General features: G+C 72.8%; 17 protein-coding genes. 9 read left to right on the forward strand and 8 right to left on the reverse strand.

Features of this window, described 5'->3' with window-relative positions:
- Positions 1–7 precede the first annotated feature (7 nt).
- On the reverse strand, positions 8–1,582 hold the full coding sequence (locus ACFQLX_RS07550) for a cytochrome ubiquinol oxidase subunit I (protein WP_386413273.1): 1,575 nt from the start codon (positions 1,580–1,582) through the stop codon (positions 8–10).
- 287 nt (positions 1,583–1,869) lie between these two features.
- Positions 1,870–2,949 (reverse strand): histidinol-phosphate transaminase, encoded by a 1,080-nt coding sequence (gene hisC, locus ACFQLX_RS07555; protein WP_386413337.1) that lies wholly within the window; start codon positions 2,947–2,949, stop codon positions 1,870–1,872.
- A 505-nt stretch (positions 2,950–3,454) separates the two neighbouring features.
- Between hisC and ACFQLX_RS07560 the strand changes: the two genes are divergently transcribed.
- From ACFQLX_RS07560 to ACFQLX_RS07575, 4 genes are all read left to right on the forward strand, one after another.
- The gene (locus tag ACFQLX_RS07560; RefSeq protein ID WP_386413275.1) at positions 3,455–4,552 is read left to right on the forward strand and encodes a LacI family DNA-binding transcriptional regulator; all 1,098 of its coding nucleotides are present in this window, start codon (positions 3,455–3,457) and stop codon (positions 4,550–4,552) included.
- Positions 4,553–4,818: 266 nt separating this feature from the next.
- Positions 4,819–5,850 carry a metallophosphoesterase gene (locus tag ACFQLX_RS07565; protein ID WP_386413276.1) on the forward strand — a complete coding sequence of 344 codons (1,032 nt, stop codon included), beginning with the start codon at positions 4,819–4,821 and terminating at the stop codon, positions 5,848–5,850.
- Between the two features lie 232 nt (positions 5,851–6,082).
- The gene (locus ACFQLX_RS07570; RefSeq protein WP_386413278.1) at positions 6,083–6,943 is read left to right on the forward strand and encodes an MFS transporter; all 861 of its coding nucleotides are present in this window, start codon (positions 6,083–6,085) and stop codon (positions 6,941–6,943) included.
- Between the two features lie 56 nt (positions 6,944–6,999).
- The gene (locus tag ACFQLX_RS07575) at positions 7,000–7,404 is read left to right on the forward strand and encodes a thiol-disulfide oxidoreductase DCC family protein (protein ID WP_386413279.1); all 405 of its coding nucleotides are present in this window, start codon (positions 7,000–7,002) and stop codon (positions 7,402–7,404) included.
- A gap of 423 nt (positions 7,405–7,827) precedes the next feature.
- Here the strand turns inward: ACFQLX_RS07575 and thiC are convergent, their stop codons facing one another.
- Together thiC and ACFQLX_RS07585 are read right to left on the reverse strand one after the other, a co-directional pair.
- On the reverse strand, positions 7,828–9,633 hold the full coding sequence (gene thiC, locus ACFQLX_RS07580; protein WP_386413280.1) for a phosphomethylpyrimidine synthase ThiC: 1,806 nt from the start codon (positions 9,631–9,633) through the stop codon (positions 7,828–7,830).
- A 204-nt stretch (positions 9,634–9,837) separates the two neighbouring features.
- Positions 9,838–10,734, reverse strand: a complete 897-nt coding sequence (locus tag ACFQLX_RS07585) for a L,D-transpeptidase (RefSeq protein ID WP_386413281.1) — start codon at positions 10,732–10,734, stop codon at positions 9,838–9,840.
- A gap of 176 nt (positions 10,735–10,910) precedes the next feature.
- On the opposite strand from ACFQLX_RS07585, the gene metG reads away from it, so the two are divergent.
- Positions 10,911–12,530: a methionine--tRNA ligase gene (gene metG / locus ACFQLX_RS07590; protein ID WP_386413282.1), complete on the forward strand. Its 1,620-nt coding sequence runs from the start codon at positions 10,911–10,913 to the stop codon at positions 12,528–12,530.
- Between the two features lie 101 nt (positions 12,531–12,631).
- Here metG and ACFQLX_RS07595 read toward each other — a convergent pair whose 3' ends face one another.
- Both ACFQLX_RS07595 and aspS read right to left on the reverse strand, forming a co-directional pair.
- The gene (locus ACFQLX_RS07595; protein WP_386413283.1) at positions 12,632–13,576 is read right to left on the reverse strand and encodes an alpha/beta hydrolase; all 945 of its coding nucleotides are present in this window, start codon (positions 13,574–13,576) and stop codon (positions 12,632–12,634) included.
- Positions 13,577–13,726: 150 nt separating this feature from the next.
- On the reverse strand, positions 13,727–15,490 hold the full coding sequence (gene aspS / locus ACFQLX_RS07600; protein WP_386413284.1) for an aspartate--tRNA ligase: 1,764 nt from the start codon (positions 15,488–15,490) through the stop codon (positions 13,727–13,729).
- A gap of 199 nt (positions 15,491–15,689) precedes the next feature.
- Here aspS and ACFQLX_RS07605 point away from each other — a divergent pair, with 199 nt between their 5' ends.
- The 3 genes from ACFQLX_RS07605 to ACFQLX_RS07615 all read left to right on the forward strand — a co-directional run bounded on the left by ACFQLX_RS07605 (position 15,690) and on the right by ACFQLX_RS07615 (position 21,049).
- Positions 15,690–17,825: an ATP-binding SpoIIE family protein phosphatase gene (locus tag ACFQLX_RS07605; RefSeq protein ID WP_386413286.1), complete on the forward strand. Its 2,136-nt coding sequence runs from the start codon at positions 15,690–15,692 to the stop codon at positions 17,823–17,825.
- Between the two features lie 129 nt (positions 17,826–17,954).
- Positions 17,955–19,442, forward strand: coding sequence for an FG-GAP and VCBS repeat-containing protein (locus ACFQLX_RS07610; protein ID WP_386413287.1), 1,488 nt, complete (start codon positions 17,955–17,957; stop codon positions 19,440–19,442).
- Between the two features lie 137 nt (positions 19,443–19,579).
- Entirely contained in the window at positions 19,580–21,049 is a 1,470-nt protein-coding gene (locus ACFQLX_RS07615; RefSeq protein ID WP_386413288.1) for an FG-GAP and VCBS repeat-containing protein, read from the forward strand.
- A gap of 78 nt (positions 21,050–21,127) precedes the next feature.
- Here the strand turns inward: ACFQLX_RS07615 and ACFQLX_RS07620 are convergent, their stop codons facing one another.
- Positions 21,128–22,111, reverse strand: a complete 984-nt coding sequence (locus ACFQLX_RS07620; protein WP_386413289.1) for a pirin family protein — start codon at positions 22,109–22,111, stop codon at positions 21,128–21,130.
- Between the two features lie 148 nt (positions 22,112–22,259).
- Here ACFQLX_RS07620 and ACFQLX_RS07625 point away from each other — a divergent pair, with 148 nt between their 5' ends.
- On the forward strand, positions 22,260–24,086 hold the full coding sequence (locus ACFQLX_RS07625; RefSeq protein WP_386413290.1) for an NHL domain-containing thioredoxin family protein: 1,827 nt from the start codon (positions 22,260–22,262) through the stop codon (positions 24,084–24,086).
- A gap of 49 nt (positions 24,087–24,135) precedes the next feature.
- Here ACFQLX_RS07625 and ACFQLX_RS07630 read toward each other — a convergent pair whose 3' ends face one another.
- A complete protein-coding gene (locus ACFQLX_RS07630) occupies positions 24,136–25,446 on the reverse strand; it encodes a M18 family aminopeptidase (protein ID WP_386413291.1) in 1,311 nt (436 codons plus the stop codon).
- Between the last annotated feature and the right edge of the window lie 177 nt (positions 25,447–25,623).

The raw sequence follows: 25,623 nt of genomic DNA on the forward strand, positions 1-25,623 counted from the left end.
CCTGTCCTCAGTACGAGAAGGCCATCGGCCGGTCGCTGTCGGCATCCCCGCCGATGCGCTCGGGCGGGTTGAGGTCCGCCTCGGTGAGCGCCGGCGGTCCCGCCTTCGCGTACTTCAGCATCAGTCTGACCTCGATCACGGCGAGCAGGGCGTAGAGCAGGGTGAAGGCAGTCATCGAGACGACGACCTCGGTCTGCGAGACGCCGGGGGAGACGGCCGAGGAGGTCGGCAGCACCCCGTAGACGGCCCAGGGCTGGCGGCCGGTCTCGGTGAAGATCCAGCCCCAGGAGTTGGCGAGGAGCGGGAAGAGCATCGTCAGCAGCGCCGACCGCCAGTACCAGCGCGCCACTACGGGCCTCAGCTCGCGGTCCCTCGTCAGCGCCAGGCGCGGCACCTCGTCCTCGCCGGTGCGCAGCCGTCCGCTCAACCACAGCCTGCGCCGTGTCAGCCACAGGCCCAGCAGGCCCAGCCCCAGCGAGGTCATGCCGAAGCCGATCATCCAGCGGAAACTCCAGTACGCGACCGGGACGTTGGGCCGCCAGTCGGATATCGCGAACTCCTCGCCGTAGCGGCGCTCCAGCTGCTCCGCGGTGTCGTTGACGCCGGGGACGGCCTCGGAGAAGTTGTCGTGCGCCAGAAAGGAGAGGAGGCCGGGTATCTCGATCGCGACGACGTTGCGCCCCCGCTCGACGTCGCCGACCGCGAAGACGGAGAAGGGGGCGGGTGCCTCGGTCTCCCAGAGGGCCTCGGCGGCGGCCATCTTCATCGGCTGCTGCTCGTACATGATCTTGCCCAGTCGGTCGCCGGTGAGCGCGGTCAGCAGTCCGCAGACCACCATGGCGACCAGGCCGATCCGCAGCGAGGTGCGCATCACGGGTATGTGCCGGCTCCCGGCGCCCTGGCCGAACCCCTGGCCGGACCCCTGGCGGGCGCCTTTGACAGCGAGGTGCCAGGCCGCGACGCCGGCCATGAAGGCACCCCCGGTGAGGAAGGCGGCGGTCATGGTGTGGGCGAACTGCGCCAGCGCGGTGTTCTGCGTGAGCACCTGGAGGAAGTCGGTGAGTTCGGCGCGCCCGCGCCGCTCGTTGATCCGGTAGCCGACCGGGTGCTGCATCCAGGAGTTGGCGGCCAGGATGAAGTACGCGGACAGGACCGTGCCCAGCGCCACCATCCACATGCAGGCCGTGTGGATCCGCGCCGGGAGTCTGTCCCAGCCGAAGATCCACAGGCCGATGAAGGTGGACTCGAAGAAGAAGGCGATCAGCGCCTCAAGGGCGAGGGGGGCGCCGAAGACGTCCCCGACGAAGCGCGAGTAGTCCGACCAGTTCATGCCGAACTGGAACTCCTGCACGATGCCCGTGACCACGCCCAGCGCGATGTTGATCAGGAAGAGCCTGCCCCAGAACTTCGTCGCCCCGAGGTACTTCTCCTTCCGCGTCCGCACCCACGCGGTCTCCAGCCCGGCCACCAGGGCGGCGAGCGAGATCGTCAGGGGTACGAAGAGGAAGTGGTAGACGGTCGTGATGCCGAACTGCCACCGCGCCAGGGTCTCCGGCGCGAGTGCGAGGTCCGCGGTGTGCACAGCGGGTCCCCTCCTTCACGTCCTTCGCGTTCACCCGACTACCCCGATGATCCACCTGGCTTCCCGGGCCGCTGGGGCCCAACAGGCGGGGCATCCGGGTAGAACTACCTTGTGAATGCGTTCACATTCACAAGGACCAGTCTGGCACACGGCGTTCGAACAGATGGAGGTGCCTCCCCTTTTCGTACGACAACTCCCGGACGCCAACCGCACGGCGGCGTCCGGGAGTCGGGGACCCGGGGGATACGGGAGGGATACGGAGGGGATTCAGCGGCCCGTACGGGCGCTCACAGCTCCTTGCGGAACTCCTGCGCCGCCGTCAGGAAGCGGTCGTTGCCCGCCACCTCGCCGATCGTGATCCGCGCGCCCTCGCCGGCGAAGGGCCGCACCACCACGCCCGCCCGGTCGCAGGCCGCGGCGAAGTCCATCGTGCGCTCGCCCAGCCGCAGCCAGACGAAGTTCGCCTGGGTGTCCGGCACCGTCCAGCCCTGGCCCGCCAGCGCCTCGTACACCCGCGTGCGCTCGGCGACCAGCGCCGCCACCCGCTCCATCAGCGCCTCCTGTGCCCGCAGCGAGGCCACAGCGGCGTCCTGGGCGATCTGGCTGACGCCGAAGGGCACGGCGGTCTTGCGCAGCGCCGCGGCGACCGGCTCGTGCGCGACGGCGAAGCCGACCCGCAGCCCCGCCAGGCCGTACGCCTTGGAGAAGGTGCGCAGCACGCAGACGTTGGGGCGGTCGCGGTACAGCTCCACCCCGTCGGGCACCTCGGCGTCGCGGATGAACTCGCGGTACGCCTCGTCCAGCACCACCAGCACGTCGGAGGGCACCCGGTCGAGGAAGCGCTCCAGCTCGGCGCGGCGCACGACGGTGCCGGTGGGGTTGTTGGGGTTGCAGACGAAGACCAGCCGGGTGCGCCCGGTGATCGCCTCGGCCATCGCGTCCAGGTCGTGCACGTCGCCGTCGGTCAGCGGCACGCGCACCGAGGTGGCGCCGGAGACCTGGGTGATGATCGGGTACGCCTCGAAGGAGCGCCAGGCGTAGACCACCTCGTCGCCGGGGCCGGCCGTCGCCTGCAGCAGCTGCTGCGCGACGCCCACCGAGCCGGTGCCGGTGGCAATGTGCGCGGCGGGGACGCCCAGGCGCGCCGCCAGCTCCTCGACCAGGGCCGAGCAGGCCATGTCCGGGTAGCGGTTGAACGAGGCCGCCGCGGCCGCCGCGGACTCCAGCACCCCCGGCAGCGGCGGGTAGGGGTTCTCGTTGGAGGACAGCTTGTAGGCCGCGCCCACCGCACCGGGGCTGCCGGCGGCCGGCTTCCCCGGCCGGTACACGGGAATGCCGTCCAGCGCGCCCCGCAGCCGGGGCCCCATCTCTCCACTCACCGCGGTCCTCCTCGACCAACTATTCGGTACGCCCACCATACGGCGCCCCTCCGACCGAGCGGAGGGGCGCACGTCACCATGACGCACGCCGGTGGCCCGCGCCATGGCGCGCGTCACCCGTGAGGGTGACGGCCGGGCCTGGAATATGCGCGGGCACGTGACGCCGGAAGCGGTTGCCGTGCGGCAAGGGGGCAGGCGAACCACCGGCAAGTCCATTGCTTCGAAGGTCATTTCAGGGCCCGTACAGTGCAGAAACGTCCCTGCTCCCCCACTCTCCCGTTCCTCGGCACAGGGCCCTCCCGAGCCCTACTATCGGGTCGCGATCGCAGGCTGACTACTGGCTGACTATCTTGCTGACTCCCTGGCTGTGCTTGCCGTACCGGCGGTCCCCGCCGGGCCGGCCGCATCCGGCCGGTCCCCGCCTGCGCACCGCGCGTCCGACTCCCTCCCCGCCACCCGCGCCCACCGACCGCGGGAGAAATCAGGAGGCACGTTGACCGGCTCTGTTCAGCCCCGGGTGGGTCGGCCGTCCGGCCGCCGGCTCGAACGGGCGGGCATCAGGGACGTCGCGCAAGCGGCCGGCGTCTCCATCACGACCGTCTCCGACGCCCTCAACGGCAAGGGGCGGCTGCCCGACACCACCCGCCGCCATGTCCGCGAGGTCGCCGACCGCCTCGGCTACCGCCCCTCGGCCGCCGCCCGCGCCCTGCGCACCGGACGCTCCGGCCTGATCGGCTTAACCGTCACCACCTACGGCGAAGAACCGTTTACCTTCACGGAGTTCGCCTACTTCGCCGAGATGGCCCGCGCCGCCACCTCCGCCGCGCTGGCCCGCGGCTACGCCCTGGTCATCCTCCCCGCCACCTCCCGCCACGACGTCTGGTCCAACGTCGCCCTCGACGGCACGGTCGTCATCGACCCCTCCGACAGCGACCAGCACGTCGCCGACCTGGTCCGCCAGGGCATCCCCGTCGTCAGCGACGGCCGCCCCGGCGGCTCGCTCCCCGTGACGGCCTGGGTCGACCACGACCACGAGGCCGCCGTCCTGGGCCTGCTCGACCACCTCTCCGAGGCGGGCGCGCGCCGTATCGGGCTGCTCACCGGCACCTCCACCGACACGTACACCTCCGTCTCCACCCGGGCGTACCTGGACTGGTGCGAGCGCGTCGGCCAGGACCCGGTCTACGAGTGCTATCCGGCGCACGACCCCTGCGCCGGCGCGGTCGCCGCGGACCGCCTCCTGGCCCGCCCCGACCGCCCCGACGCGGTCTACGGCCTCTTCGACCCCAACGGCACCGACCTGCTGACCGCCGCCCGCCGCTACGGGCTGCGGGTGCCGGACGACCTGATGCTGGTGTGCTGCAGCGAGTCCGAGGGCTACGCCTCCACCGACCCCCCGATCACCACGCTCTCCCTCAAGCCCCGCCGGATCGGCACGGCCGTCATCCAGCTGCTCATCGACGCCATCGAGGGCGGCGAGCGGAGCAGCCCGGTGGAGCGCGTGATGCCGACGGAGCTGATCGTCCGCGCCTCGTCCCAGCGGAAACCCCTGCGCCCGACCGTCAGCCCGCCCCGCAAGCCCCTCGCCTAGGTCGTACGGAGTTCTCCCGTGGAGGACCCGGAGCTGGAACCGTCCCCGCGGGACAAGCGTCGTCGCATACGACGAAACAGGGGCGATTCCTCCCCGCTCGCACTGTCCGCGGCGCCCTTCACCCCGCCTCTTAGCAGGGCGCGGTGGCGATGTCGGGCCGGGGTATGCCCCGGGGCGCGGGTCGCATTCCTATGATGGGCGCACAACACCGGGGGCCGCCGCGCCGAAGCGGCCCCGGGGTGGACTTGAGGGTTGTGGAGGGGTCGATGACTCACGAAGCCGTGGCGCGCGCCGCGGACGGCGGTGTGCCCGCCGCCGTCCGCACGGAAGCCGTGCCCCCGCCGCCCGCCCACGCCCCCGCCGCGCCGCGCGACGACGGCTACACCCCCACGCAGCGCGACCTGCCGGTCATCCGGCGCCAGGACCTTCGGACGGAGCACCTCCGGGCGCAGGAGGGCGCGGACGCCGAGCAGCCGGGATACGGGCCGCTCTACGTCGTCGGCGACGTGCACGGCTATCTCGACGAGCTGCGGGCCGCCCTGCGCGCCCACGGCCTGATCGACGAGGCGGGGCAGTGGGCGGCGGGCGACGCCCGGCTGTGGTTCCTCGGCGACTTCACCGACCGCGGCCCGGACGGCGTCGGCGTGATCGAGCTGGTGATGGACCTCTCGGCGCAGGCGGCCGCCGCGGGCGGCTTCTGCAAGGCGCTGATGGGCAACCACGAGCTGCTGCTGCTCGGGGCCCGCCGCTTCGGCGACACCCCCGTCAACTCCGGCGCCGGCACCGCCTCCTTCCAGGCCGCCTGGCTGCTCAACGGGGGCCAGCGCAGCGACATGGAGCGCCTCAGCGACGTCCACCTGCAGTGGATGGCGCGGCTGGACGCGGTGGCGCTGGAGGAGGGGCACCTGCTGCTGCACTCCGACACCACCGCCTACCTCGACTTCGGCGACTCCATCGAGGGCGTCAACGACCGCATCCACGAGATCCTGGCGCGCGGCGACGCGGACGAGGTCTGGGACGTCTTCCGCAAGTTCACCAAGCGCTTCGCCTTCCGCGAGGAGGCCACCGGCCCGGGCGCGGTGCGCGAGCTGCTGGGGGTCTACGGGGGCGCCCGGGTGGTGCACGGGCACAGCCCGATCCCGTACCTCCTCGGCGACGTCACCGACGAGGAGGAGCGCACGGAGCGCGCCGCGGCGGTAGACGGCCCGCACGTGTACGCGGAGGGCCTCGCCATCGCGATGGACGGCGGCGTCACCATGGACGGCAAACTCCTGATCTCCCCACTGCCTCTGAGGTGAGCGGCCGGACGCCGCTGTCATCCCCGGAGCACTTGGGTGGGGGAGGCCCTTCTCGCGCCGTGCCTAATACGGGCTATTAGCCCGCAACTCGGCTCGGCTTCCCGCTGAGTTCGGTTAACGGCCTGTCACCGGGTGCCTTTCGCGGCCTACCATCGAGTCACCGGCCACCGGCCGGGCTCCGTCCGCCGCCCCGACGAGCCGCCTGGTGCCGGACGCGACGGAGCCTCGGGGGATGTGTATGACCTCAGCTCGGCAGCTGCTCTCGGAGGACCGCCCGGAGTTCGAGCGGATCCTCGACGAAGCGCTGCGCACCGCCGGACACAGCCCCGAGCGCGCCCGCCCCGGCGAGCGGTTCACGGGGCGGCAGCTGCGCACGATGGCGCTGGGCGCGGCGGCGGCGATCGCGGCCTGCGCGAGCGTGGAGTACGACGCCTACGTGAGCGCCCGCGAGGCGCTGCGGCGCCCCGCCCGGGTTGCCGAAGGCGGCGGCGCGCTGGGGCAGTTGACGCCGGTGGCCGCCGAGGGCGGCAGCGCGGGGGTCGCGGCGACGGTGACGGTGCTGGCGCCGGTGCTCTCGGCGAGCGCCGCGGCGATCTTCCTCCTGATCGGCTACGCGCTGGGCTCGCTGCGTCCGCAGCCCGCGGCGGCCCAGCCGATCCGTACGGCCGGCTGGTTCTTCGCGCTGCTGGCGGTGGCGACCTTCGTGGTGGCGATGACGGCCCTGGTGCTGGTGGCCCTGCGCAACGCCTCCACCTCCGTGCGCGCGGCCGGGCGCGCCGAGCTGCAGCGGGAGTTGGCGCTGGCACGGGAGGAGTGGCGCAGCGCGCTGCTGGAGCGCGGCATCGAGCCGTTCCTGCGCGAGGCGCTGGCGCGCAGCGACAGTCCGGGCGCCGATCCCGGTCCGTACCGCGGGTCGGGGCGGACCTCGGCCCCCGACGCGCACGCGGGCGGGCGCACGCCGCGGCTGGGCTACTCGCGTCCCGGCTTCTCCAGCCCGGACGAGGGCGCTCCGCCGCCGGGCGCAGGACCGCACTTCAGCAGCCCGGACTTCACGAGTCCGGACTACGGGGGTCCGGAGCACACACCGGAGTAGGCAGGGGCCCGAGGGCTGCTTCAGGCCGTCCGCGCCGGCTGGTCCACACTGGGCTCATGGCTGTCACAGGGGTGGGCGGGGCGGTGCTGGTCTACGACGGGGACTGCGGGTTCTGCACCTCGGCGGTGCACGTCGCCGAGCGGTGGATCAGGCCGCGCTGCCGGGTGGTGCCGTGGCAGTTCGCGGACCTCGAAGCGTGGGGGGTGGCCCGGGAGCGGGCGCAGTACGAAGTGCTGTGGATCACGCCGGGGGGCCGGGTGTTCGGCGGGGTGCGCGCGGTCTCGCGGCTGCTGCGCAGCGCCGGTCGCGGCTGGGGGCTGCTCGGCCTGCTCCTCGGGGTGCCGCCGCTGCGATGGCTCGGGCACGGTGTCTACCGGCTGATCGCGGACAACAGGCACCGGCTGCCCGGTGGCACTCCGGCCTGCGCGGTGCGGCCGGGGGATGGCGTGAAGTCCGGTTGAGCTGCGGTCCGTCGCGGTGGAAGGCGGGCTGCGTGAGGCGGCCTGCGGGCGCCCGGCACCGCGGTGGACCCGGCGGGCGGACCGCGCCGCACGGGCGGGGAACCTCACCGGGACGGGACGCCGGGGCGCGGACGCGGGCCGCGACTCCTGCCGTACGCCCGTGACGAGCGCGCAGGCCAGCGCGGCGCAGAGCGCGAGCAGGCACAGCAGCAGGCTGCGGAAGGGGTGTGTGGTCACCCGGTCATTAAGGCACGCCGAATTACGGTAGAACCAACCCGACTTGCAACTTAACTGACATTGCAGTCGCCCGGCGCAAATGTCCTACGAGTCCTATGAACAGCCCAGCCGCACGCGACTCGACCGGTGCGCACGGGCCCGCCCCCGCAGCGGGGGCGGGCCCCTTTCCGGCGCCGCTGGGCAGCGTCAGTCCGCCAGCGGCAGGTAGACGCGGTTGCCCGCGGCCGCGAACTCCTCGGACTTCTTCAGCATCCCGGCCTCGACCTCCTCCGGGGTGGCACCCGCGTCACCGCCGAACTGCTCCGCGATGCCGTGGCTGATCTTCATCGAGCAGAACTTCGGGCCGCACATCGAGCAGAAGTGCGCCGTCTTCGCCGGTTCGGCGGGGAGGGTCTCGTCGTGGAAGGAGCGGGCCGTGGCGGGGTCCAGGCTCAGGTTGAACTGGTCCTCCCAGCGGAACTCGAAGCGGGCGTCGGAGAGCGCGTCGTCCCAGCGCTGGGCGCCCTCGTGGCCCTTGGCGAGGTCCGCGGCGTGGGCGGCGATCCTGTACGTGATCACGCCCGTCTTGACGTCGTCGCGGTCCGGTAGGCCCAGGTGCTCCTTGGGCGTGACGTAGCAGAGCATCGCCGTGCCCCACCAGGCGATCATCGCCGCGCCGATGCCGGAGGTGATGTGGTCGTAGCCGGGCGCGATGTCCGTGGTCAGCGGGCCGAGGGTGTAGAAGGGGGCCTCCTCGCAGACCTCCTGCTGGAGGTCGATGTTCTCCTTGATCTTGTGCATCGGTACGTGCCCGGGGCCCTCGATCATCGTCTGCACGCCGTGCTCCTTGGCGACGCGGTTCAGCTCGCCCAGGGTGCGCAGTTCCGCGAACTGCGCCTCGTCGTTGGCGTCCGCGATCGAGCCGGGGCGCAGGCCGTCGCCGAGGGAGAAGGTCACGTCGTAGGAGGCGAGGATGTCGCACAGTTCGGCGAAGTTCTCGTACAGGAAGCTCTCGCGGTGGTGCGCCAGGCACCAGGCCGCCATGATCGAGCCGCCGCGCGAGACGATGCCGGTCTTGCGGCGGGCGGTCAGGGGCACGTACCGCAGCAGGACGCCCGCGTGGACGGTCATGTAGTCGACGCCCTGCTCGCACTGCTCGATCACGGTGTCGCGGTAGACCTCCCAACTCAGCTCCTCCGCACGGCCGTCGACCTTCTCCAGCGCCTGGTAGAGCGGGACGGTGCCGATGGGGACGGGGGAGTTGCGCAGCACCCACTCGCGGGTGGTGTGGATGTTGCGGCCGGTGGAGAGGTCCATGACCGTGTCGGCGCCCCAGCGGGTCGCCCAGGTCATCTTCTCGACCTCCTCCTCGATGGAGGAGGTGACGGCGGAGTTGCCGATGTTGGCGTTGACCTTCACCAGGAAGCGTTTGCCGATGACCATCGGTTCGAGCTCCGGGTGGTTGACGTTGGCGGGGAGCACCGCGCGGCCGGCGGCTATCTCCTCGCGGACCGTCTCGGGGCTGACGCCCTCGCGGATCGCGGCGAACTCCATCTCCGCGGTGGTCTCCCCCCGCCTGGCGTAGGCGAGTTGGCTGACCGCGCGGCCTCCTCGCCCCCGGCGCGGTGGGCGGGAGCCGCCGGGGAAGACGGCGTCCAGGTTGCGCAGGGCGCCGCGGGCGCCGGCGCGCAGGCCGTCGTCCTCGGGGCGCACGGGGCGGCCCTCGTACTCCTCGGTGTCGCCGCGCCCCAGGATCCACCCCTCGCGCACAGGTGCGAGGCCGCGGCGGACGTCGGTGGGGACCTGGGGGTCGGTGTACGGGCCGGAGGTGTCGTACAGGGTGACGGAGCCGCCGCCGGTGAGGTGGACGCGGCGGACGGGGACGCGCAGGTCCGGTCGAGGCCCGTCGAGGTATCCCTTGTGCCAGCCGAACTCCGGCTCGCCGCTGGGGTTTTCGGGGCTGTGGTTTTCGGAGCTGGGGTTTTCGGGCGTGCGTGATTGCTGCGAGGTCATCTGACCCACTCCCTACGCCGGCATTACCCGGTAACAGGTTCGGCGGTCGGCGCAGCGGATCCGGGCCGCCCGGATACCGCTCCGGGCCGCCTCGCGTCAGCGCCCTCTCAGCCCGGTGCTCCGAGCTCCCGCGGTGTGCGAAACACCCTTACCGTAGCCGTGCGTCGGAGGGGGCCGCCAGAGGGCCTGGGACGGTCCGGCCCCTCAGCGCACCGGGCGCTTGCCGAAGACGTGGACCCGGTCGCCCGTGCGCAGGGCGTTCCACAGGGCCTTGGACTCGGTGAAGCGCAGGTTGACGCAGCCGTAGGAGCCCTGGGCGCGGTAGACGCCGCCGTAGGTGCCGTGCAGGGCCTGGCCGCCGGCGAAGAACTGCGCGTAGGGCATCGGCATGTCGTAGGTCGAGGACCAGTGGTTCTTGTTGCGCCAGGTGATGCGGTGGGTGCCGGTGCGCGTCTCGTGGCCGGGGCGCCCGGAGCGGATCGGGACCGGCTTGAAGAGGATCCTGCGGCCGTCCTGCGTCCAGAGCAGCTGGCGGGTCAGGTCGACGCAGACCACCCGGCCGCCCGTGGTCGGGCACAGGCCGCGGGCGTTGGGGTCCGCGGCGGCGGCGGCGAGCTGGAGGGTGCCGTGGGTGACGGGGCCCGCGTAGCCGAGGGCGGCGATCTTGTGTGCGCGCTGGTAGCGCTGGATCGCCTTGCAGTCGGCCGCCGACTGCCTGCCGTCGGGCTTCAGCCCCAGGTAGCGCTCGACCTGGCGCTGGTACGGGCCCGGCTTGCGCGTGCAGAAGGGGTAGCTGCGGTTCGCCTCGCCCGGCGGCCTCTCCTCCACGTCCGCCAGGAGCTTCAGCGGCCGGGGCTCGTGCTGGGCGCCCTCCGGCAGTGCGCGCGAGCTGTCGGGGGCGACGGCCCCCTGGTCGGCGGTGTCGGCGTAGACGCCGTCCTGATAGGGGTCCGCGACGCGCACCCGCTCGCGGGTGCTGGGCCGCTCGTCGTCGGCGGCGGCGGGCAGCGCCCCGCCGATCAGCAGCAGTCCGGCCAGCAGGGCGGCGCCGGCGGCCGCCCTCGATCGCACGGCGCTCAGCGCCGCGGCCACTCCACGCATGGGGTCCCCTTCTCCGGGTCCTGTCGGAAGGTCTCTACCGGAGCACTTATACGGGCCGATCCGCGGTGGATCATACGATTCATCCGATACGGGGCGATTCCTCCGGGCGTCGGGGGCGTCTCACCGTACGTAATGGCGGCGACTGCCATCCCGCGCGCCCAGTAAGATTTCGCAGCATGGCGGCCACTGGAACTGAGCAGCAGGGGGCGGAGGCGTTCTACGTCACGACCCCCATCTACTACGTGAACGACGCTCCCCACCTGGGCCACGCCTACACGACCGTCGCAGGCGACGTGCTCACCCGCTGGCACCGCCAGCGCGGCGAGAAGGTGTGGTACCTCACCGGCACGGACGAGCACGGTCAGAAGATCATGCGTACCGCGCAGGCGCACGGGGTGAGCCCGCAGGAGTGGTGCGACAAGCTCGTGGAGGAGTCCTGGCGGCCCCTCTGGGAGCACCTGGAGATCGCCAACGACGACTTCATCCGCACCACGGAGCAGCGGCACACCGACCGGGTGCGGGAGTTCGTCCAGGACCTCTACGACAAGGGCGAGATCTACCAGGGCGGCTACGAGGGCCCGTACTGCGTGGGCTGCGAGGAGTACAAGTCCGCCGACCAGCTCCTGGACGGCGAGGGCGAGTTCGCCGGCCAGCAGATCTGCGCGGTGCACAAGAAGCCGGTGGAGCTGCTGAAGGAGGAGAACTACTTCTTCAAGCTCTCCGAGTACGGCCCGCGCCTCCTGGAGTTCTACGAGGCCAACCCCGGCTTCATCCAGCCCGAGTCGGCCCGCAACGAGGTCGTGAACTTCGTGAAGCAGGGCCTGCAGGACCTCTCCATCTCCCGCTCCACCTTCGACTGGGGCGTGCGGGTCCCCTGGGACGACAAGCACGTCATCTACGTGTGGATCGACGCCCTCCTGAACTACGCCACCGCCGCCGGCTACGGCAGCGACCAGGCGCGCTTCGAGTCGACCTTCCCGGCGAACGTGCACCTGGTCGGCAAGGACATCCTGCGCTTCCACGCGGTGATCTGGCCGGCCATGCTGCTGGCGAACGGACTGCCGCTGCCGGGGCGGGTCTTCGCCAACGGCTGGCTGATGGTCGGCGGCGAGAAGATGTCGAAGTCGAACCTGACGGGCATCAAGCCGCAGGACCTCACCGACCACTTCGGCGTGGACGCCTACCGCTGGTACTTCCTGCGGGCCATCGCCTTCGGCCAGGACGGCTCGTTCTCCTGGGAGGACTTCACCGCCCGCTACACCTCCGAGCTGGCCAACGACTTCGGCAACCTCGCCTCGCGGGTGGGCGCGATGACGGTGAAGTACTTCGGCGGCACGCTGCCGGAGGCCACCGACACCGGGGCGGCCGAACAGGTCGTCATCGACGGGCTCGCCCAGGCGGCTGCCGACGCCGATGTGAGGATCGGCGAGGAGCTGGACTTCGCGGGCGGCATCGAGGCTGTCTTCGCGCTGGTGCGCAAGGTCAACCTGTACCTGACCGAGCAGGAGCCCTGGAAGGTCGCCAAGGACGAATCCCCGGCCGCGCAGGCCCGGTTGGCGACCATCCTCTACACGGCGGCGGAGGCCCTGCGGGCCACGGCGGTGCTGCTCAACCCGGTGATGCCGGCCACGGCGGAGAAGCTGTGGGCCTCGCTGGGCGCGCAGGCGCCGCTGGGCGCGCTGGCCGACCAGCGCCTGGCCACCGTCGCCGACTGGGGGCAGCTCCCGGCGGGGGCGCAGGTCACCAAGGGCGAGATCCTCTTCCCGAGGCTGGAGGAGCCGGCCAGGCAGGGCTGAGCGCCTCGCAGGGCACTCCTTCCGTACGGGCCTCCCGTACGGCACGACGGCCCGGCACCCCTGTCGGCAGGGGCGCCGGGCCGTCGTACGTGGCGGGGCGGCTATCTCCCCCGCAGGAACGCCGCGATGTGACGGATCGCGGCCTTCCCCTCCGGCACGAAGTCGGAGAACACCGGGAAGACGTGGGTCTGCCCCGCCCACTCGTGGTGCTCGACGTCCACCCCGGCCGCCGCCGCCCGTTTGGCCAGGTGGCGGGAGTCGTCGCGCAGGATCTCCGTGCTGCTGGAGACGAGCAGCAGCGGCGGGAAGCCGGTGTAGTCGCCCTCCGCCGGGGCGTGCACGCGCAGGTCGGCGGGAGCGGTGGCGGCGAGGTAGCGGCCCAGCCAGGCGAGGCGGCGGGCGGGCAGCAGGGTGTCGCTCGCCTCGTTCAGCCGGTGGGAGTCGGCCGTGCACCGCAGGTCCACCCAGGGCGAGATGCCCACGATCGCGCCCGGCAGCGGCTGCCCGCGCCGCTTCAGCTCGTGCACCAGCGAGAGCGCGAGGTGGCCGCCGGCGGAGTCGCCGCCGACGGTGATGTGCTCGGGCTCGTGCCCCTGCGCCAGCAGTCCGCCGTACGCGGCGAGGGCGTCGGTGAGCGCGTGCATCGCGGTGTGCTCGGGCACCAGCCGGTAGCGGACCATCAGCACCGGGCGCCGGGTCGCGGCCGACAGCCGCCAGGACAGGCCGCGGTGCTGGCGGGGGCTGCCGAAGAAGTAGCCGCCGCCGTGGAAGTAGAGGACCGGGCGGCTCTCCCCCACCCCCCGGGCGCGCACCCACTCACCGGTGCCGGGGACCTGCGTGATCGTGACCCCGCGCGGCGCGATCGTGCCCAGGGAGGCGAGCTGGAAGCCGCGCCGGGCCAGGGGCAGCAGCGCCGCGCGGCCGTCGGGGCCGGCCTCCAGCAGCCGCCGGCCGGTCTGGCGCACCACGGCGCCCACGCGCTGGGACTGCCGGGTCGCGGGAGCGCCGGGGTACAGCCCCGCCGCCGTACTGACGCTTCGTCTCATAACGGCATGATGCCCTACGGACGGCGGCGCGCGACAGCCCTGTGCGAGGGGGAAACCCGGGCCCCGACGAACGAGGGCGCCCCCGCGTTCCTCCGCGGGGGCGCCCTCGTCAACAGGGTGCGCGCAGGCCCGGGTCGGACCCGGACCGGACTACTTCGGCTGCGGCTTGCGGATGTCCAGGTGCAGCTCGCGCAGGCGGGACTCGTCGACCTCGCTGGGGGCGCCCATCAGGAGGTCCTGGGCGTTGCCGTTGAGCGGGAAGGCGATCGTCTCGCGGATCGAGGGCTCGTCGGCCAGCAGCATCACGATGCGGTCGATGCCCGGCGCGATGCCGCCGTGCGGCGGGGCGCCGAACGTGAAGGCCCGCAGCATGCCGCCGAACTCGCGCTCCACGTCCTCGCCCGAGTAGCCCGCGATCTCGAAGGCGCGGTACATGACCGCCGGCTCGTGGTTGCGGATGGCGCCGGAGGACAGCTCGGTGCCGTTGCAGACGATGTCGTACTGCCAGGCCAGGATGTCCAGCGGGTCCATCGTGTCCAGCGCCTCCAGGCCGCCCTGCGGCATGGAGAAGGGGTTGTGGGAGAACTCGATCCGCCCGGTCTCCTCGTTCTTCTCGAACATCGGGAAGTCGACGATCCAGCAGAAGCGGAAGACGCCCTCCTCGAACTGGCCCGCGCGCTTGGCCGCCTCGACCCGCACCGCGCCCATGATCTTGGAGACCTCGTCGAACTCGCCCGCGCCGAAGAAGACCGCGTGGCCGGGCTCCAGGCCCATGCGCTCGGTGAGGACCTTCACGTCCTCCTCGGTGAGGAACTTGGCGATCGGGCCGCTCAGCGTGCCGTCCTCGCCGACGCGCACCCAGGCCAGGCCCTTGGCGCCCTGCTCCACCGCGTAGTCGCCCAGGCCGTCGAAGAACTTGCGGGACTGGCCGGCCACGTCCGCCACCGGCAGCGCGCGCACGTGCTTGCCGGCGAACGCCTTGAACTCCGAGTCGGCGAACACGTCGGTGAGGTCGACCAGTTCGAGCTTGGCGCGCAGGTCCGGCTTGTCGGAGCCGTACTTCAGCATCGACTCGCGGAACGGGATGCGCGGGAAGGGCGAGGTGACCTCGCGGTCGCCGCCGAACTCGGTGAACAGGTCGGTCATGACCTTCTCGATGACCTGGAAGACGTCCTCCTGCTCGACGAAGGACATCTCCACGTCGAGCTGGTAGAACTCGCCCGGCGAGCGGTCCGCGCGCGCGTCCTCGTCGCGGAAGCAGGGCGCGATCTGGAAGTAGCGGTCGAAGCCGGCGATCATCAGCAGCTGCTTGAACTGCTGCGGGGCCTGCGGCAGCGCGTAGAAGCGGCCGGCGTGCAGGCGGGAGGGGACCAGGAAGTCGCGGGCGCCCTCGGGGGAGGTGGCCGACAGGATCGGGGTCGCCAGCTCGTTGAAGCCGAGGTCCGTCATCTTCTGGCGGATCGTACGGATCACGGCGGTGCGCAGCATGATGTTGCGGTGCATGCGCTCGCGGCGCAGGTCGAGGAAGCGGTACTCCAGGCGCTTCTCCTCGTTGACCCCGTCCTCGGCGTTGATCGTGAACGGGATCTGCTCGGCGGCGCCCAGCACCTCCACGCCCGTGACCTCGACCTCGACCTCGCCGGTGGGCAGGTCGGGGTTGATGTTGTCCGCGCCCCGGGAGACCACGCGGCCGTCGACGCGCACGACGGTCTCCTTGGTCAGGTGGGAGAGGGCCTCGTTGGCGGCGGTACCGGGGCGGGCCACCAGCTGCGTGATGCCGTAGTGGTCGCGCAGGTCGATGAAGAGGATGCCGCCGAGATCTCGCCGGTTGTGCAGCCAGCCGGAGAGCCTCACGTCGCTGCCTACGTCGCCGGAGCGCAGCTCACCGCAGGTGTGGGAGCGGTAACGGTGCATCGTTCATCCTGATCATCGAGACGGGAATGGGGATGAGAACAGCCTCGGGGGCCGACCCCGGCGCTTGGGCGTCCGAGGTCTCAGGAAGCCCAGGTTACCGGGCGCGGGCAGGCTCCCCGCCGGGCCTGTGGACACCTGGGGGCAGAAGCCCGGGAACCCTCCCCCGATAATTCGTCCCGAATCAGCCTAAAATATATGAATGCGCATCGAGGAGACCCTCTCCGCCGTCGGCACCGGCGTCTGGCGGTGGGACACGGTGACCGGCGAGGTCGACCTGGACCCCGAGGCCGTCTCGCTCCTCGGCCTGCCCCCCGACCGGACCACGACCACCGCCGCCGAGGTGCGCTCGCGCTACCACCCCGTCGACTACATGGAGATCAAGGGCCTCATCGACCTGGCCGTCTCCGAGGGCACCCTGGCGGAGGCCGTGCTGCGGGTCGTCGACGAGGAGGGCCGCACCCTGCGGACCGTACGCGGCCGCTGGCGCCCCCTGGGCGACGGGCGCGTCCTCGTCGGCACCGTGCAGGAGCTGGTCGAGCCCTCCCCAAGCTCTTCGAGCAGGGGATCCCCCCTGCCCGGCGCCGCCGCCGGCACCTCCCCGCCCTCCCCCCTGACCAGCGACTGGCGGCTCTCACGGGAGGCGTTCCTGCTGGACGCCGGGCGGGCGCTGGCCGAGGCCGGCTCCACCGACGAGGTGCTGCGCGTCGCCGCCTCCCTCGCCATGCCCGGCTTCTCGCCCGACGGGATGGCGGTCTTCGGCACCGAGGGCGACCAGCTGACGATCGTCGGCCACCAGGGCTACCGCAAGCAGGACGAGACCCCCTTCCGGGACATCCCCCTCGACTCCGACTACCCGGCCGCCGTCGCGATCCGCACCGGCCGGGCGATCTACCTGCCCAGCCCCGAGGAGTACGCGCGCCGCTTCCCCGAGGCTTGGCGGCTGGCCGGGCGGCTGGGGCGGCGCTCCTGGGCGTTCCTGCCGCTGACCGCCGGCGGGCGCACCACCGGCGCCTGGATGGCGTCCTTCTCGCACGGCACCGCCTTCACCCCCGACGAGCGCTCGGTGCTCACCACCGTCGCCCGGATGCTCGCCGCGGCGCTCTCGCGGGCCCACGTACAGGAGTCGGAGCGGGAGCTGTCGGCCGGGCTGCAGCGCACGATGATGCCCGCCACCACCCCCGAGATCCCCGGCCTGGAGGTCGCCGCCCGCTACGTCCCCACCGGCGGCGGGCTGGACATCGGCGGCGACTGGTACGACGTCATCTCCCTCACCGGCGACAACACCGCGCTGGTCATCGGGGACGTCCAGGGCCACGACGTGCGGGCGGCGGGCCTGATGAGCCAGCTGCGCATCGCGGTACGGGCCTACGCGGCCGAGGGCCACCACCCCGACGCCGTACTGACCCGCGCCTCGCGCTTCCTCTGCGGCATCAACCAGCTCGACCCCGACAGCGCGGGCGGCGCGGGCGGCGCCTACGAGGACCGCCGCTTCGCCACCTGCCTCTACCTGGAGGTCGACCCCCGCGACGGCCGCCTCGTCTTCGCCCGCGCCGGCCACCTCGACCCGGCCGTCGGCCTGCGCGACGGCACCATGCGGGTGCGCCCCACCGAGGGCGGGCTGCCGCTGGGCATCGTCCCCGACCCGGACTACCCCCTCACCGTGCTGCGGCTGGAGTACGGCGAGACGCTGCTGCTGTGCTCGGACGGGCTGGTGGAGACCGGCGGCCACGACCTGGACACCGGCCGCGACCGCATCCGCGAGATCTTCGCCGCCCACGCCGGCGAGGAGCTGGAGGCCATCGCGGACGCCCTGCTCGACGCCGTCAGCGGCGTCCACGCCCACGAGCACCCCGGCCCGCACTCCGAACGGCGCGAGGACGACATCGCGCTGATCCTGCTGCGCCGCACCGGCCGCGCGGCGGGGGCCGGGCAGGCGGGGCGCAACATGCACCTCGTCGTCACCCAGGACGAGCAGCAGCGCGTCGCCGACGCCCGCCACGAGCTGCGGGCGATGCTGCACGACTGGTCGACGGCGGACCAGGTGGACTCCGCGGAGCTGGTCCTCTCGGAGCTGATCGCCAACGTCCTCGTCCACACCGAGGGCGACGCCCGTGTCCGCGCCGACATCACCGGGCCGCCGGGCGAGCGCACCCTGCGGGTGGAGGTCGCCGACAGCGACGACGAACTCCCCCACCGCCGCCACCCCGGCGAACTGGCCTCCTCGGGCCGGGGCGTGCTGCTGCTGGAGGCGCTGTCCAACGCGTGGGGGGTGGAGCCGCGGGGGCTGGGGAAGTCGATCTGGTTCGAGATGTACGAGGGGGAGGAGTACGGGTGAGGAAGGTCGCGGGGGCCGGACCTGCGGTTCGTACAACCATCCGCGGGCGGCGCGCGTCGTACTAGCGATCATGGGCGCCCCATCGGACGCCCACTCGCCACACGATCCCCGTACGGAGAAAACCCGCAGATGAGCGCCCGTCTCCTCGCCCGCACCCCGCGCTCCCTCCTCGCGGCCGGCGTCGTCCTCGCCGCGGTCGCGGCCCCCCTGACCCTCGCGCCCTCCGCCGGCGCGGCCACCCCCGCGACGTACGCCGACGACTTCAACGGCGACGGCTACCGCGACCTGGTGATGCTCGGCGGCGACCACACCAGGACCAACCGCGTCACCGTCGTCTACGGCACCTCCACCGGGCCCGGCACCCGGGTGCAGACCTTCAACCAGGACTCCGCCGGCATCCCCGGCGCGGCGGAGACCGACGACGGCTGGGGCGACGCGGCCACCACCGCCGACCTGGACCGCGACGGCTACGCCGACCTGGTGGTCTCCTCGCCCGGCGAGGACGTGGGCGAGATCCGCGACCGCGGCGGCCTGACCGTCATCTGGGGCTCCGCCACCGGGCTGGCCTCCTCCGGCACGGTCCTCTCCTCACCGGTCCAGCCCGCCTCCCCCGGCCAGGGCGACAGCTTCGGCGGCGACGTTGCCTCCGGCGACTTCGACGGCGACGGCGACACCGACCTCGCGGCGATCAGCAACAGCACCGAGGGCGTGGTGCTGCTCCAGGGCCCGTTCACCCGCGCCGGCGGCAAGCAGGGCTGGGCCTCGCTGGGCGGCTCCTACGGCTACCTCAGCGCCTCCCAGCTCGCCGCGGGCCGCGTCACCAACGACGCCGCGACCGACCTGTACGTCTTCGGCCGCGACCTCACCGCCGCCGACGCCTCCTACGAGAGCGCCTTCTTCCACCGCGGCGGCGCGGGCTTCACCAGCAAAGCCGGGCAGCTCAACTACGCCGACGACCTGGGCGGCACCTTCGGCCCGGCCGGCCCGCAGACCGCGATCGGCGACTTCGACAAGGACGGCTACGGCGACCTCGCCGTGGGCCGCTGGAGCGAGACCCCGGACAAGGGGCGCGGCTACGTCGTGGTGAAGTACGGCTCCTCGACCGGCCCGAGCACCTCGCGCGGCGCGGTGACCTTCCACCAGGACACCGCCGGCGTCCCCGGCGCCCGCGAGACGGAGGACTACTTCGGCTCCTCGGTCGCCGCCGGCGACGTCAACGGCGACGGCTACGCCGACCTGGCGATCGGCGCCTCCGGCGAGGACCTGGGCAGCGTGCGCAACGCCGGCACGGTGACGGTCCTGCTCGGCCGCGCGGGCGGCCTGTCTGGCACGGGCGCGAAGGCGTACGACCAGAACACGGGCGGGGTGGCGGGCGCTCCGGAGACGGAGGACCGCTTCGGCGGGGACCTGAAGTTCACCGACTACACCCGCGACGGCCGCGCGGACCTCGTGGTGGGCACGAACGACCAGGTCTCGACCGGCATCCCGGCCCGCTGGGGCCTGATCCACCTCCTGAACGGCTCGTCCGCGGGAACCACGGGCACGGGCTCGCGCTCGTGGAGCGTCATCTCCCTGAAGCTGTCGGCGAACCGGCTGGCGGCGCCGTTCGCGCACTGAGGCCGGGGGCGGGCGGGGCGCCTTTTCGGAGGTCGCCCCGCCTGCCCGTACAACCCCAACTGCCCCACGAGCGTCGAACAGTTCATACACCGGCGTCACACCACGCCGGTCCATCACGTTCGGGGGAGACAGACCTGATGCGCTTCCGGCCTCATCTACGCGCCACCCTCGCCGCCACCGTGCTGGCAGCGGCCACCGTGACACCGCTGCTGACGGCGCCCGCCGCGAGCGCCGCGCCCGCGAAGCTGGCCGATGACTTCAACGGGGACGGGTATCGGGACCTGGTGATGCAGGGCGGCGAGTACCGTACGGACCGCCGCGTCACCGTGCTCTACGGCACCTCCGCCGGCCCCGGCACCCGGGTCCAGACGATCCACCAGGACTCGACCGGCATCCCCGGCGCGGTGGAGAGCGGCGACGACTGGGGCTACGCCGCCACCACCGCCGACCTGGACCGCGACGGCTACGCGGACCTCGTCGTCGCCTCGCCCGGCGAGAACGTCGGCGACGTCTCCGGACGCGGCGGCCTCACCGTCGTCTGGGGCTCCGCCACCGGCCTCGGCTCCGGGACGGTCTTCCACTCCCCGATCGCCCCGGTCGACAACGAGGGCGACAGGCTCGGCTACGACCTCGCGAGCGGCGACTTCGACGGCGACGGCGACCCGGACCTCGCCGCGACCAGCAGCAGCTCCGCCGGCGTCGTCCTGCTCAAGGGCCCCTTCACCCGCACCGGCGGCAAGCAGGGCTGGACGTCCCTCGGCGGCTCGTACGGCTACCTCAGCGCACAGCACCTGGTCGCCGGCCGGGTGACGAACGACTCCGCGACCGACCTCTACGTGATCGGCGACGACCTCGGGGACGACGACTCCACGCACGTCAGTGCGTTCTTCCACCGGGGCGGCGCGGATTTCGCCACCCGCGCCGGGCGGATCGACTACGCCGATGACGGTGGCGGAGGCGTCGGCTCCTCCGGGCCGCAGGGCGCTATCGGCGACTTCGACAAGGACGGCTACGGCGACCTGGCCTTCGGCCGGGGCCTTGAGAACGCCGACGGGATGCGCGGCTACGTCAAGGTCAAGTACGGCAGCGCCACCGGCCCCAGCACCACCCGCGCCTCCGCCACCTTCCACCAGGACACCACCGGCGTCCCCGGCGCCCGCGAGGCCGGAGACTACTTCGGCTCGGCTGTCGCCGCCGGCGACGTCAACGGCGACGGCTACGCCGACCTGGCGATCGGCGCCTCCGGGGAGGACCTGGGCAGCGTGCGCGACGCCGGCACGGTGACCGTGCTCCTCGGCCGCGCGGGCGGCCTGTCCGGCACGGGTGCGAAGGCGTACGACCAGAACACCAGCGGGGTGGCGGGCGGCCCCGAGGCCGACGACTACTTCGGGGTTGAGCTGAAGCTCACCGACTACACCCGCGACGGCCGCACGGACCTGATCGTGGGGACCGGCGACCAGGTCTCCGACGTCAACGTCGCCCGCTTCGGCCTCATCCACCAGCTCAACGGCTCCTCCACCGGCACCACCGGCACGGGCTCACGCGCCTGGAGCGTGGTCTCGCTCAAGCTCCCGTACGAGCGGCTGGGCGGCCCCTTCGCGCGCTGAGGTACAGGACCCACCGGGGCCGACCGCGCATCGCTCGCGGCCGGCCCCGGCTCGTACTCCCGTACCGCAGACGCCTGTTCAGGACTGCGGGGACTCGCCCGGCTTCATCCCGTGCACCGCCGGGATCGTCCCCAGGCGGCCCTTCTGGAAGTCCTCGAAGGCCTGCTGCAGCTCCTGCTGGGTGTTCATCACGAACGGCCCGTAGTGCGCCATCGGCTCGCGGATCGGCCGGCCGCCGAGCAGGACGATCTCCAGGTCCGGGGTGTGCCCGTCCTGGCGCTCGTCCGCCCGTACGGTCAGCGAGCCGCCGTCGCCGAAGACCGCGGTCTGGCCCAGCTCGATCGGGCGGCGCTCCTGGCCGACCGTGCCCCGGCCCGCCAGGACGTACGCCAGGGCGTTGAAGTCCGGGCGCCAGGGCAGCGTCAGCTCCGCGCCGGGGCTGAGCGTGGCGTGGATCATCGTGATCGGGGTGTGGGTGATGCCGGGGCCCTCGTGGCCGTCCAGCTCGCCGGCGACCAGGCGCAGCAGGGCGCCGCCGTCGGGCGAGCTGAGCAGCCGCAGCCGCCCGCCGCCGATGTCCTGGTAGCGGGGGGCCATCATCTTGTCGGCGGCGGGGAGGTTGACCCACAGCTGCAGGCCGTGGAAGACGCCGCCGCTGACGACCAGCTCCTCCGGGGGCGCCTCGATGTGCAGCAGGCCGCCGCCGGCGGTCATCCACTGCGTGTCGCCGCCGTTGATGACACCGCCGCCGCCGTTGGAGTCCTGGTGGACGAAGGTGCCGTCGATCAGGTAGGTGACGGTCTCGAAGCCCCGGTGCGGATGCCAGGACGTGCCCTTCGCCTCCCCGGCCGCGTACTCCACCTCACCCATCTGGTCCATCATGATGAACGGGTCCAGATACCGGTGGTTGATCCCCGCGAACGCCCTGCGCACGGGGAACCCCTCCCCCTCGAAGCCGCTCGGCGCGGTCGTCACGGCCAGCACCTTGCGCGCGGGCACGTCCGGCGCGGGCGGTGCGACGCGGGGCAGGGCCAACGGGTTCTCTGCGGTCACGGCGGGCATGGGGACCTCCTCGGTTCGCTTCCCAATCTAGTTGAACTCACAACAACACGCAATCGGGATCCATTCCCGAGTCCTGCCGGGCCTCTTTTCCACAGCTCTGACCTGGGGCGACTCCGGGTCCGCCCGCTCCGGATGGCACCCTGGAGCCATGACGGACGCCACCTCTGCCCCCGCCTCCCGCCGAGCCCGCCTGCGCGCTCCCGAACTGGTCGGGAAGGGGGGCTGGCTGAACACCGGCGGCAAGGAGCTGACCCTCGCCGATCTGCGCGGAAAGTGCGTGATTATTGATTTCTGGACCTTCTGCTGCGTGAACTGCCTCCATGTCCTGGACGAGCTGCGGGAGTTGGAGGAGAAGCACCGCGACACCCTGGTCGTCGTCGGGGTGCACTCGCCGAAGTTCGTGCACGAGGCCGAGCACCGGGCCGTGGTCGACGCCGTGGAGCGCTACGGGGTGGAGCACCCGGTGCTGGACGATCCGGAGCTGGCGACCTGGAAGCAGTACGCCGTGCGGGCGTGGCCGACGCTCGTCGTGATCGACCCCGAGGGCTACATCGTCGCCCAGCACGCCGGCGAGGGGCACGCGCACGCGCTGGAGGCGCTGGTGAGTGGGCTGGAGGCGGAGCACGCGGCGAAGGGGACCCTGCGGCGGGGGGACAGCCCGTACGTGGCGCCGGAGCCGCAGGCCACCGACCTGCGCTTCCCCGGCAAGGCGCTCGTGCTGCCCGGTGGGACGCTGCTGGTCTCCGACACCACCCGCCACCAGCTCGTGGAGTTCGCCGCCGACGGCGAGAGCGTGCTGCGGCGCATCGGCAGCGGGGAGCGGGGGCTGGTCGACGGACTGACGCCGGCCTTCAACGAGCCGCAGGGGCTGGCGCTGCTGCCCGACCACTCCGTGCTGGTCGCCGACACCGTCAACCACGCGCTGCGGCGCCTCGACCCCGCCACCGGCGAGGTGACCACCGTCGCCGGCACCGGGCGGCAGTGGTGGCAGGGCTCGCCCGTCTCCGGCCCGGCGCGCGAGGTGGACCTCTCCTCGCCGTGGGACGTCGCCGTCTTCGACGGGCTGGTGTGGATCGCGATGGCGGGCGTGCACCAGCTGTGGACGTACGACATCGAGCGCGGCGAGGTGCGCGCCGCCGCCGGGACCACCAACGAGGGGCTGGTCGACGGACCGGCCGCCGAGGCGTGGTTCGCGCAGCCCTCCGGACTCGCGGCGACGAAGGAGCGGCTGTGGATCGCCGACTCGGAGACCTCCGCGCTGCGGTGGCTGGACCGCGACGGGCGCGTGCACACGGCCGTCGGCACCGGGCTCTTCGACTTCGGCCACCGCGACGGCGACGCCGGCCAGGCGCTGCTGCAGCACCCGCTGGGGGTCACCGCGCTGCCGGACGGCTCGGTGGCGGTCTGCGACACGTACAACCACGCCCTGCGCCGCTTCGACCCCGCGACAGGCGAGGTCACCACTCTCGCCACCGATCTGCGCGAGCCCTCCGACGCGGTGCTCGTGGGCGGCGAGGTGCTGGTCGTGGAGTCCGCGCGCCACCGGCTGACCCGGCTGCGGCTGCCCGAGGAGGCGGTACGGGTCGAGTCCGTCGCGCACCGTACGCAGCGGGCGGCGACGGAGGTGGCGCCGGGGGCGCTGCGGCTGGAGGTCGTCTTCGAGGCGCCGGCCGGCCAGAAGCTGGACGAGCGCTACGGCCCCTCGACCCGGCTGCTGGTCTCCGCGACCCCGCCGGAGCTGCTGGCCGCCGGCGGCGGCGCGGGCACGGAGCCGGCCCGCGACCTCGTCCTCGCGGACGGCGTCACGGAGGGCGTACTGCACGTCTCGGCGATGGCGGCGTCCTGCGACGACGATCCGGCCGTCGAGTACCCCGCCTGCCATGTCCACCAGCAGGACTGGGGCGTTCCGGTACGGATCACGGCGGCCGGGGTGAATCGGCTGGGGCTGGTGCTGGCGGGCTTGGACGCGGGGTGAGACGGGGCGGAGGCTGCCGGTCCGACCCCCGGCTGCCTCCCGCCCGTACTCAGCTTTCCAGGAAGGCGGTCAGGGCTTCCGCCAAGTACGCCGGATCGTCCGCCCCGCACAGCTCGCGCGCCGAGTGCATCGACAGGATCGGCACCCCGATGTCCACCGTGGTGATCCCGTGCCGCGCGGCGGTGATCGGGCCGATCGTCGTGCCGCAGGGCATGGCGTTGTTGGAGACGAAGTTCTGCCAGGGGACCCCGGCGCGCTCGCAGGCGGCGGCGAAGATCGCGCGGCCGGTGCCGTCGGTGGCGTAGCGCTGGTTGACGTTGACCTTCAGGATCGGGCCGCCGTTGGGGACGGGGTGGTGGCCCGGCTCGTGGCGCTCGGCGTAGTTGGGGTGCACCGCGTGGCCCGTGTCGGAGGAGAGGCAGACCGAGCCGGCCAGGGCGCGGGCGCCGTCCTCGAAGGTGCCGCCGCGGGCGAGCACCGAGCGCTGCAGGACGTTGCCCAGGAGGGGGCCCTCGGCGCCGGTGTCGGACTGGCTGCCGTTCTCCTCGTGGTCGAAGGCGGCGAGGACGGGGATGGCCGCGAGCGGGGCGCCCTCCGCCGAGTCGGCCGCGGCCGCGATCAGCGCGGCGGTCGCGGCGTGCACGGACAGCAGGTTGTCCATCCGGGGCCCGGCCAGCAGCTCGCGGTCGCGGCCCAGGTAGGCGGGCGGCTCCACGCTGTGCGCCATCAGGTCCCAGCCGGCGACGTCCTCGACCGGCACCCCGGCCTCCTCGGCGACGAAGGCGATCAGGTCGCCCTCGGCGACCTCGCCCAGGCCCCACAGGGGCGTCATGTGGCGCTGCTTGTCGAGCTTGAGGCCGTCGCTGTTGACCGCGCGGTCCAGGTGGACGGCGAGCTGCGGGACGCGCATCAGCGGGCGGTCGATGTGGACGAGCTTGGTGGAGCCGTCGCGCAGGGTCAGCCGGCCGCTGAGGCCCAGGTCGCGGTCGAGCCAGGTGTTGAGCAGCGTCCCGCCGTAGATCTCCACGGCGATCTGCCGCCAGCCGTGCGCGCCGGTGTCCGGCAGCGGCTTGACGCGCAGGTTGGGGGAGTCGGTGTGCGCGCCGATGATGCGGTACGGAGTCGCGGGGCCGGCGCCCTCGGGCACGAACCAGGCGATGAGCGCCCCGCCGCGCACCACGTAGCGCCCGCCGGCCGCGGCGTCCCAGGCGTCCGTCTCCTCGACCTGGCGGAAGCCGGCCTTCTCCAGCCGCTCCACGGCGGCGGCGACCGCGTGGTACGGCGAGGGGCCGGCCGCCAGGAAGGACATCAGGTCATCGGTGTGGCCGCGGTCGAAACGGCGGGGGCGCGCAGTACTCATGACCCCCAGCATATGGAGCCGTACGGACAGTGGGGACAGTCCCCCGGACGCCGGGGGCGGGGACTTCCCGGGCAAGTCGCTCGCCGGGGGCCGTACCGTACGGGAGAAGCCCGAGGGCCCCGCCGTCCGCAGACGGCGGGGCCCTCGGTTCCGTGCTCGGCCGCTGGGGCGCGGCAG

This window comes from Streptomyces polyrhachis, from assembly GCF_042663125.1.
GTDB classification, from domain to species: Bacteria; Actinomycetota; Actinomycetes; order Streptomycetales; family Streptomycetaceae; genus Streptomyces; species Streptomyces polyrhachii.

Coding starts and splice junctions, on each gene's coding strand:
- hisC (WP_386413337.1), bottom strand. CDS start 2,949: ATGGGGCCCCGGCTGCGGGGCGCGCTGGACGGCATTCCCGTGTACCGG.
- ACFQLX_RS07565 (WP_386413276.1), top strand. CDS start 4,819: ATGACTCACGAAGCCGTGGCGCGCGCCGCGGACGGCGGTGTGCCCGCC.
- ACFQLX_RS07570 (WP_386413278.1), top strand. CDS start 6,083: ATGTGTATGACCTCAGCTCGGCAGCTGCTCTCGGAGGACCGCCCGGAG.
- ACFQLX_RS07575 (WP_386413279.1), top strand. CDS start 7,000: ATGGCTGTCACAGGGGTGGGCGGGGCGGTGCTGGTCTACGACGGGGAC.
- thiC (WP_386413280.1), bottom strand. CDS start 9,633: ATGACCTCGCAGCAATCACGCACGCCCGAAAACCCCAGCTCCGAAAAC.
- ACFQLX_RS07585 (WP_386413281.1), bottom strand. CDS start 10,734: ATGCGTGGAGTGGCCGCGGCGCTGAGCGCCGTGCGATCGAGGGCGGCC.
- metG (WP_386413282.1), top strand. CDS start 10,911: ATGGCGGCCACTGGAACTGAGCAGCAGGGGGCGGAGGCGTTCTACGTC.
- ACFQLX_RS07595 (WP_386413283.1), bottom strand. CDS start 13,576: ATGAGACGAAGCGTCAGTACGGCGGCGGGGCTGTACCCCGGCGCTCCC.
- aspS (WP_386413284.1), bottom strand. CDS start 15,490: ATGCACCGTTACCGCTCCCACACCTGCGGTGAGCTGCGCTCCGGCGAC.
- ACFQLX_RS07605 (WP_386413286.1), top strand. CDS start 15,690: ATGCGCATCGAGGAGACCCTCTCCGCCGTCGGCACCGGCGTCTGGCGG.
- ACFQLX_RS07610 (WP_386413287.1), top strand. CDS start 17,955: ATGAGCGCCCGTCTCCTCGCCCGCACCCCGCGCTCCCTCCTCGCGGCC.
- ACFQLX_RS07615 (WP_386413288.1), top strand. CDS start 19,580: ATGCGCTTCCGGCCTCATCTACGCGCCACCCTCGCCGCCACCGTGCTG.
- ACFQLX_RS07620 (WP_386413289.1), bottom strand. CDS start 22,111: ATGCCCGCCGTGACCGCAGAGAACCCGTTGGCCCTGCCCCGCGTCGCA.
- ACFQLX_RS07625 (WP_386413290.1), top strand. CDS start 22,260: ATGACGGACGCCACCTCTGCCCCCGCCTCCCGCCGAGCCCGCCTGCGC.
- ACFQLX_RS07630 (WP_386413291.1), bottom strand. CDS start 25,446: ATGAGTACTGCGCGCCCCCGCCGTTTCGACCGCGGCCACACCGATGAC.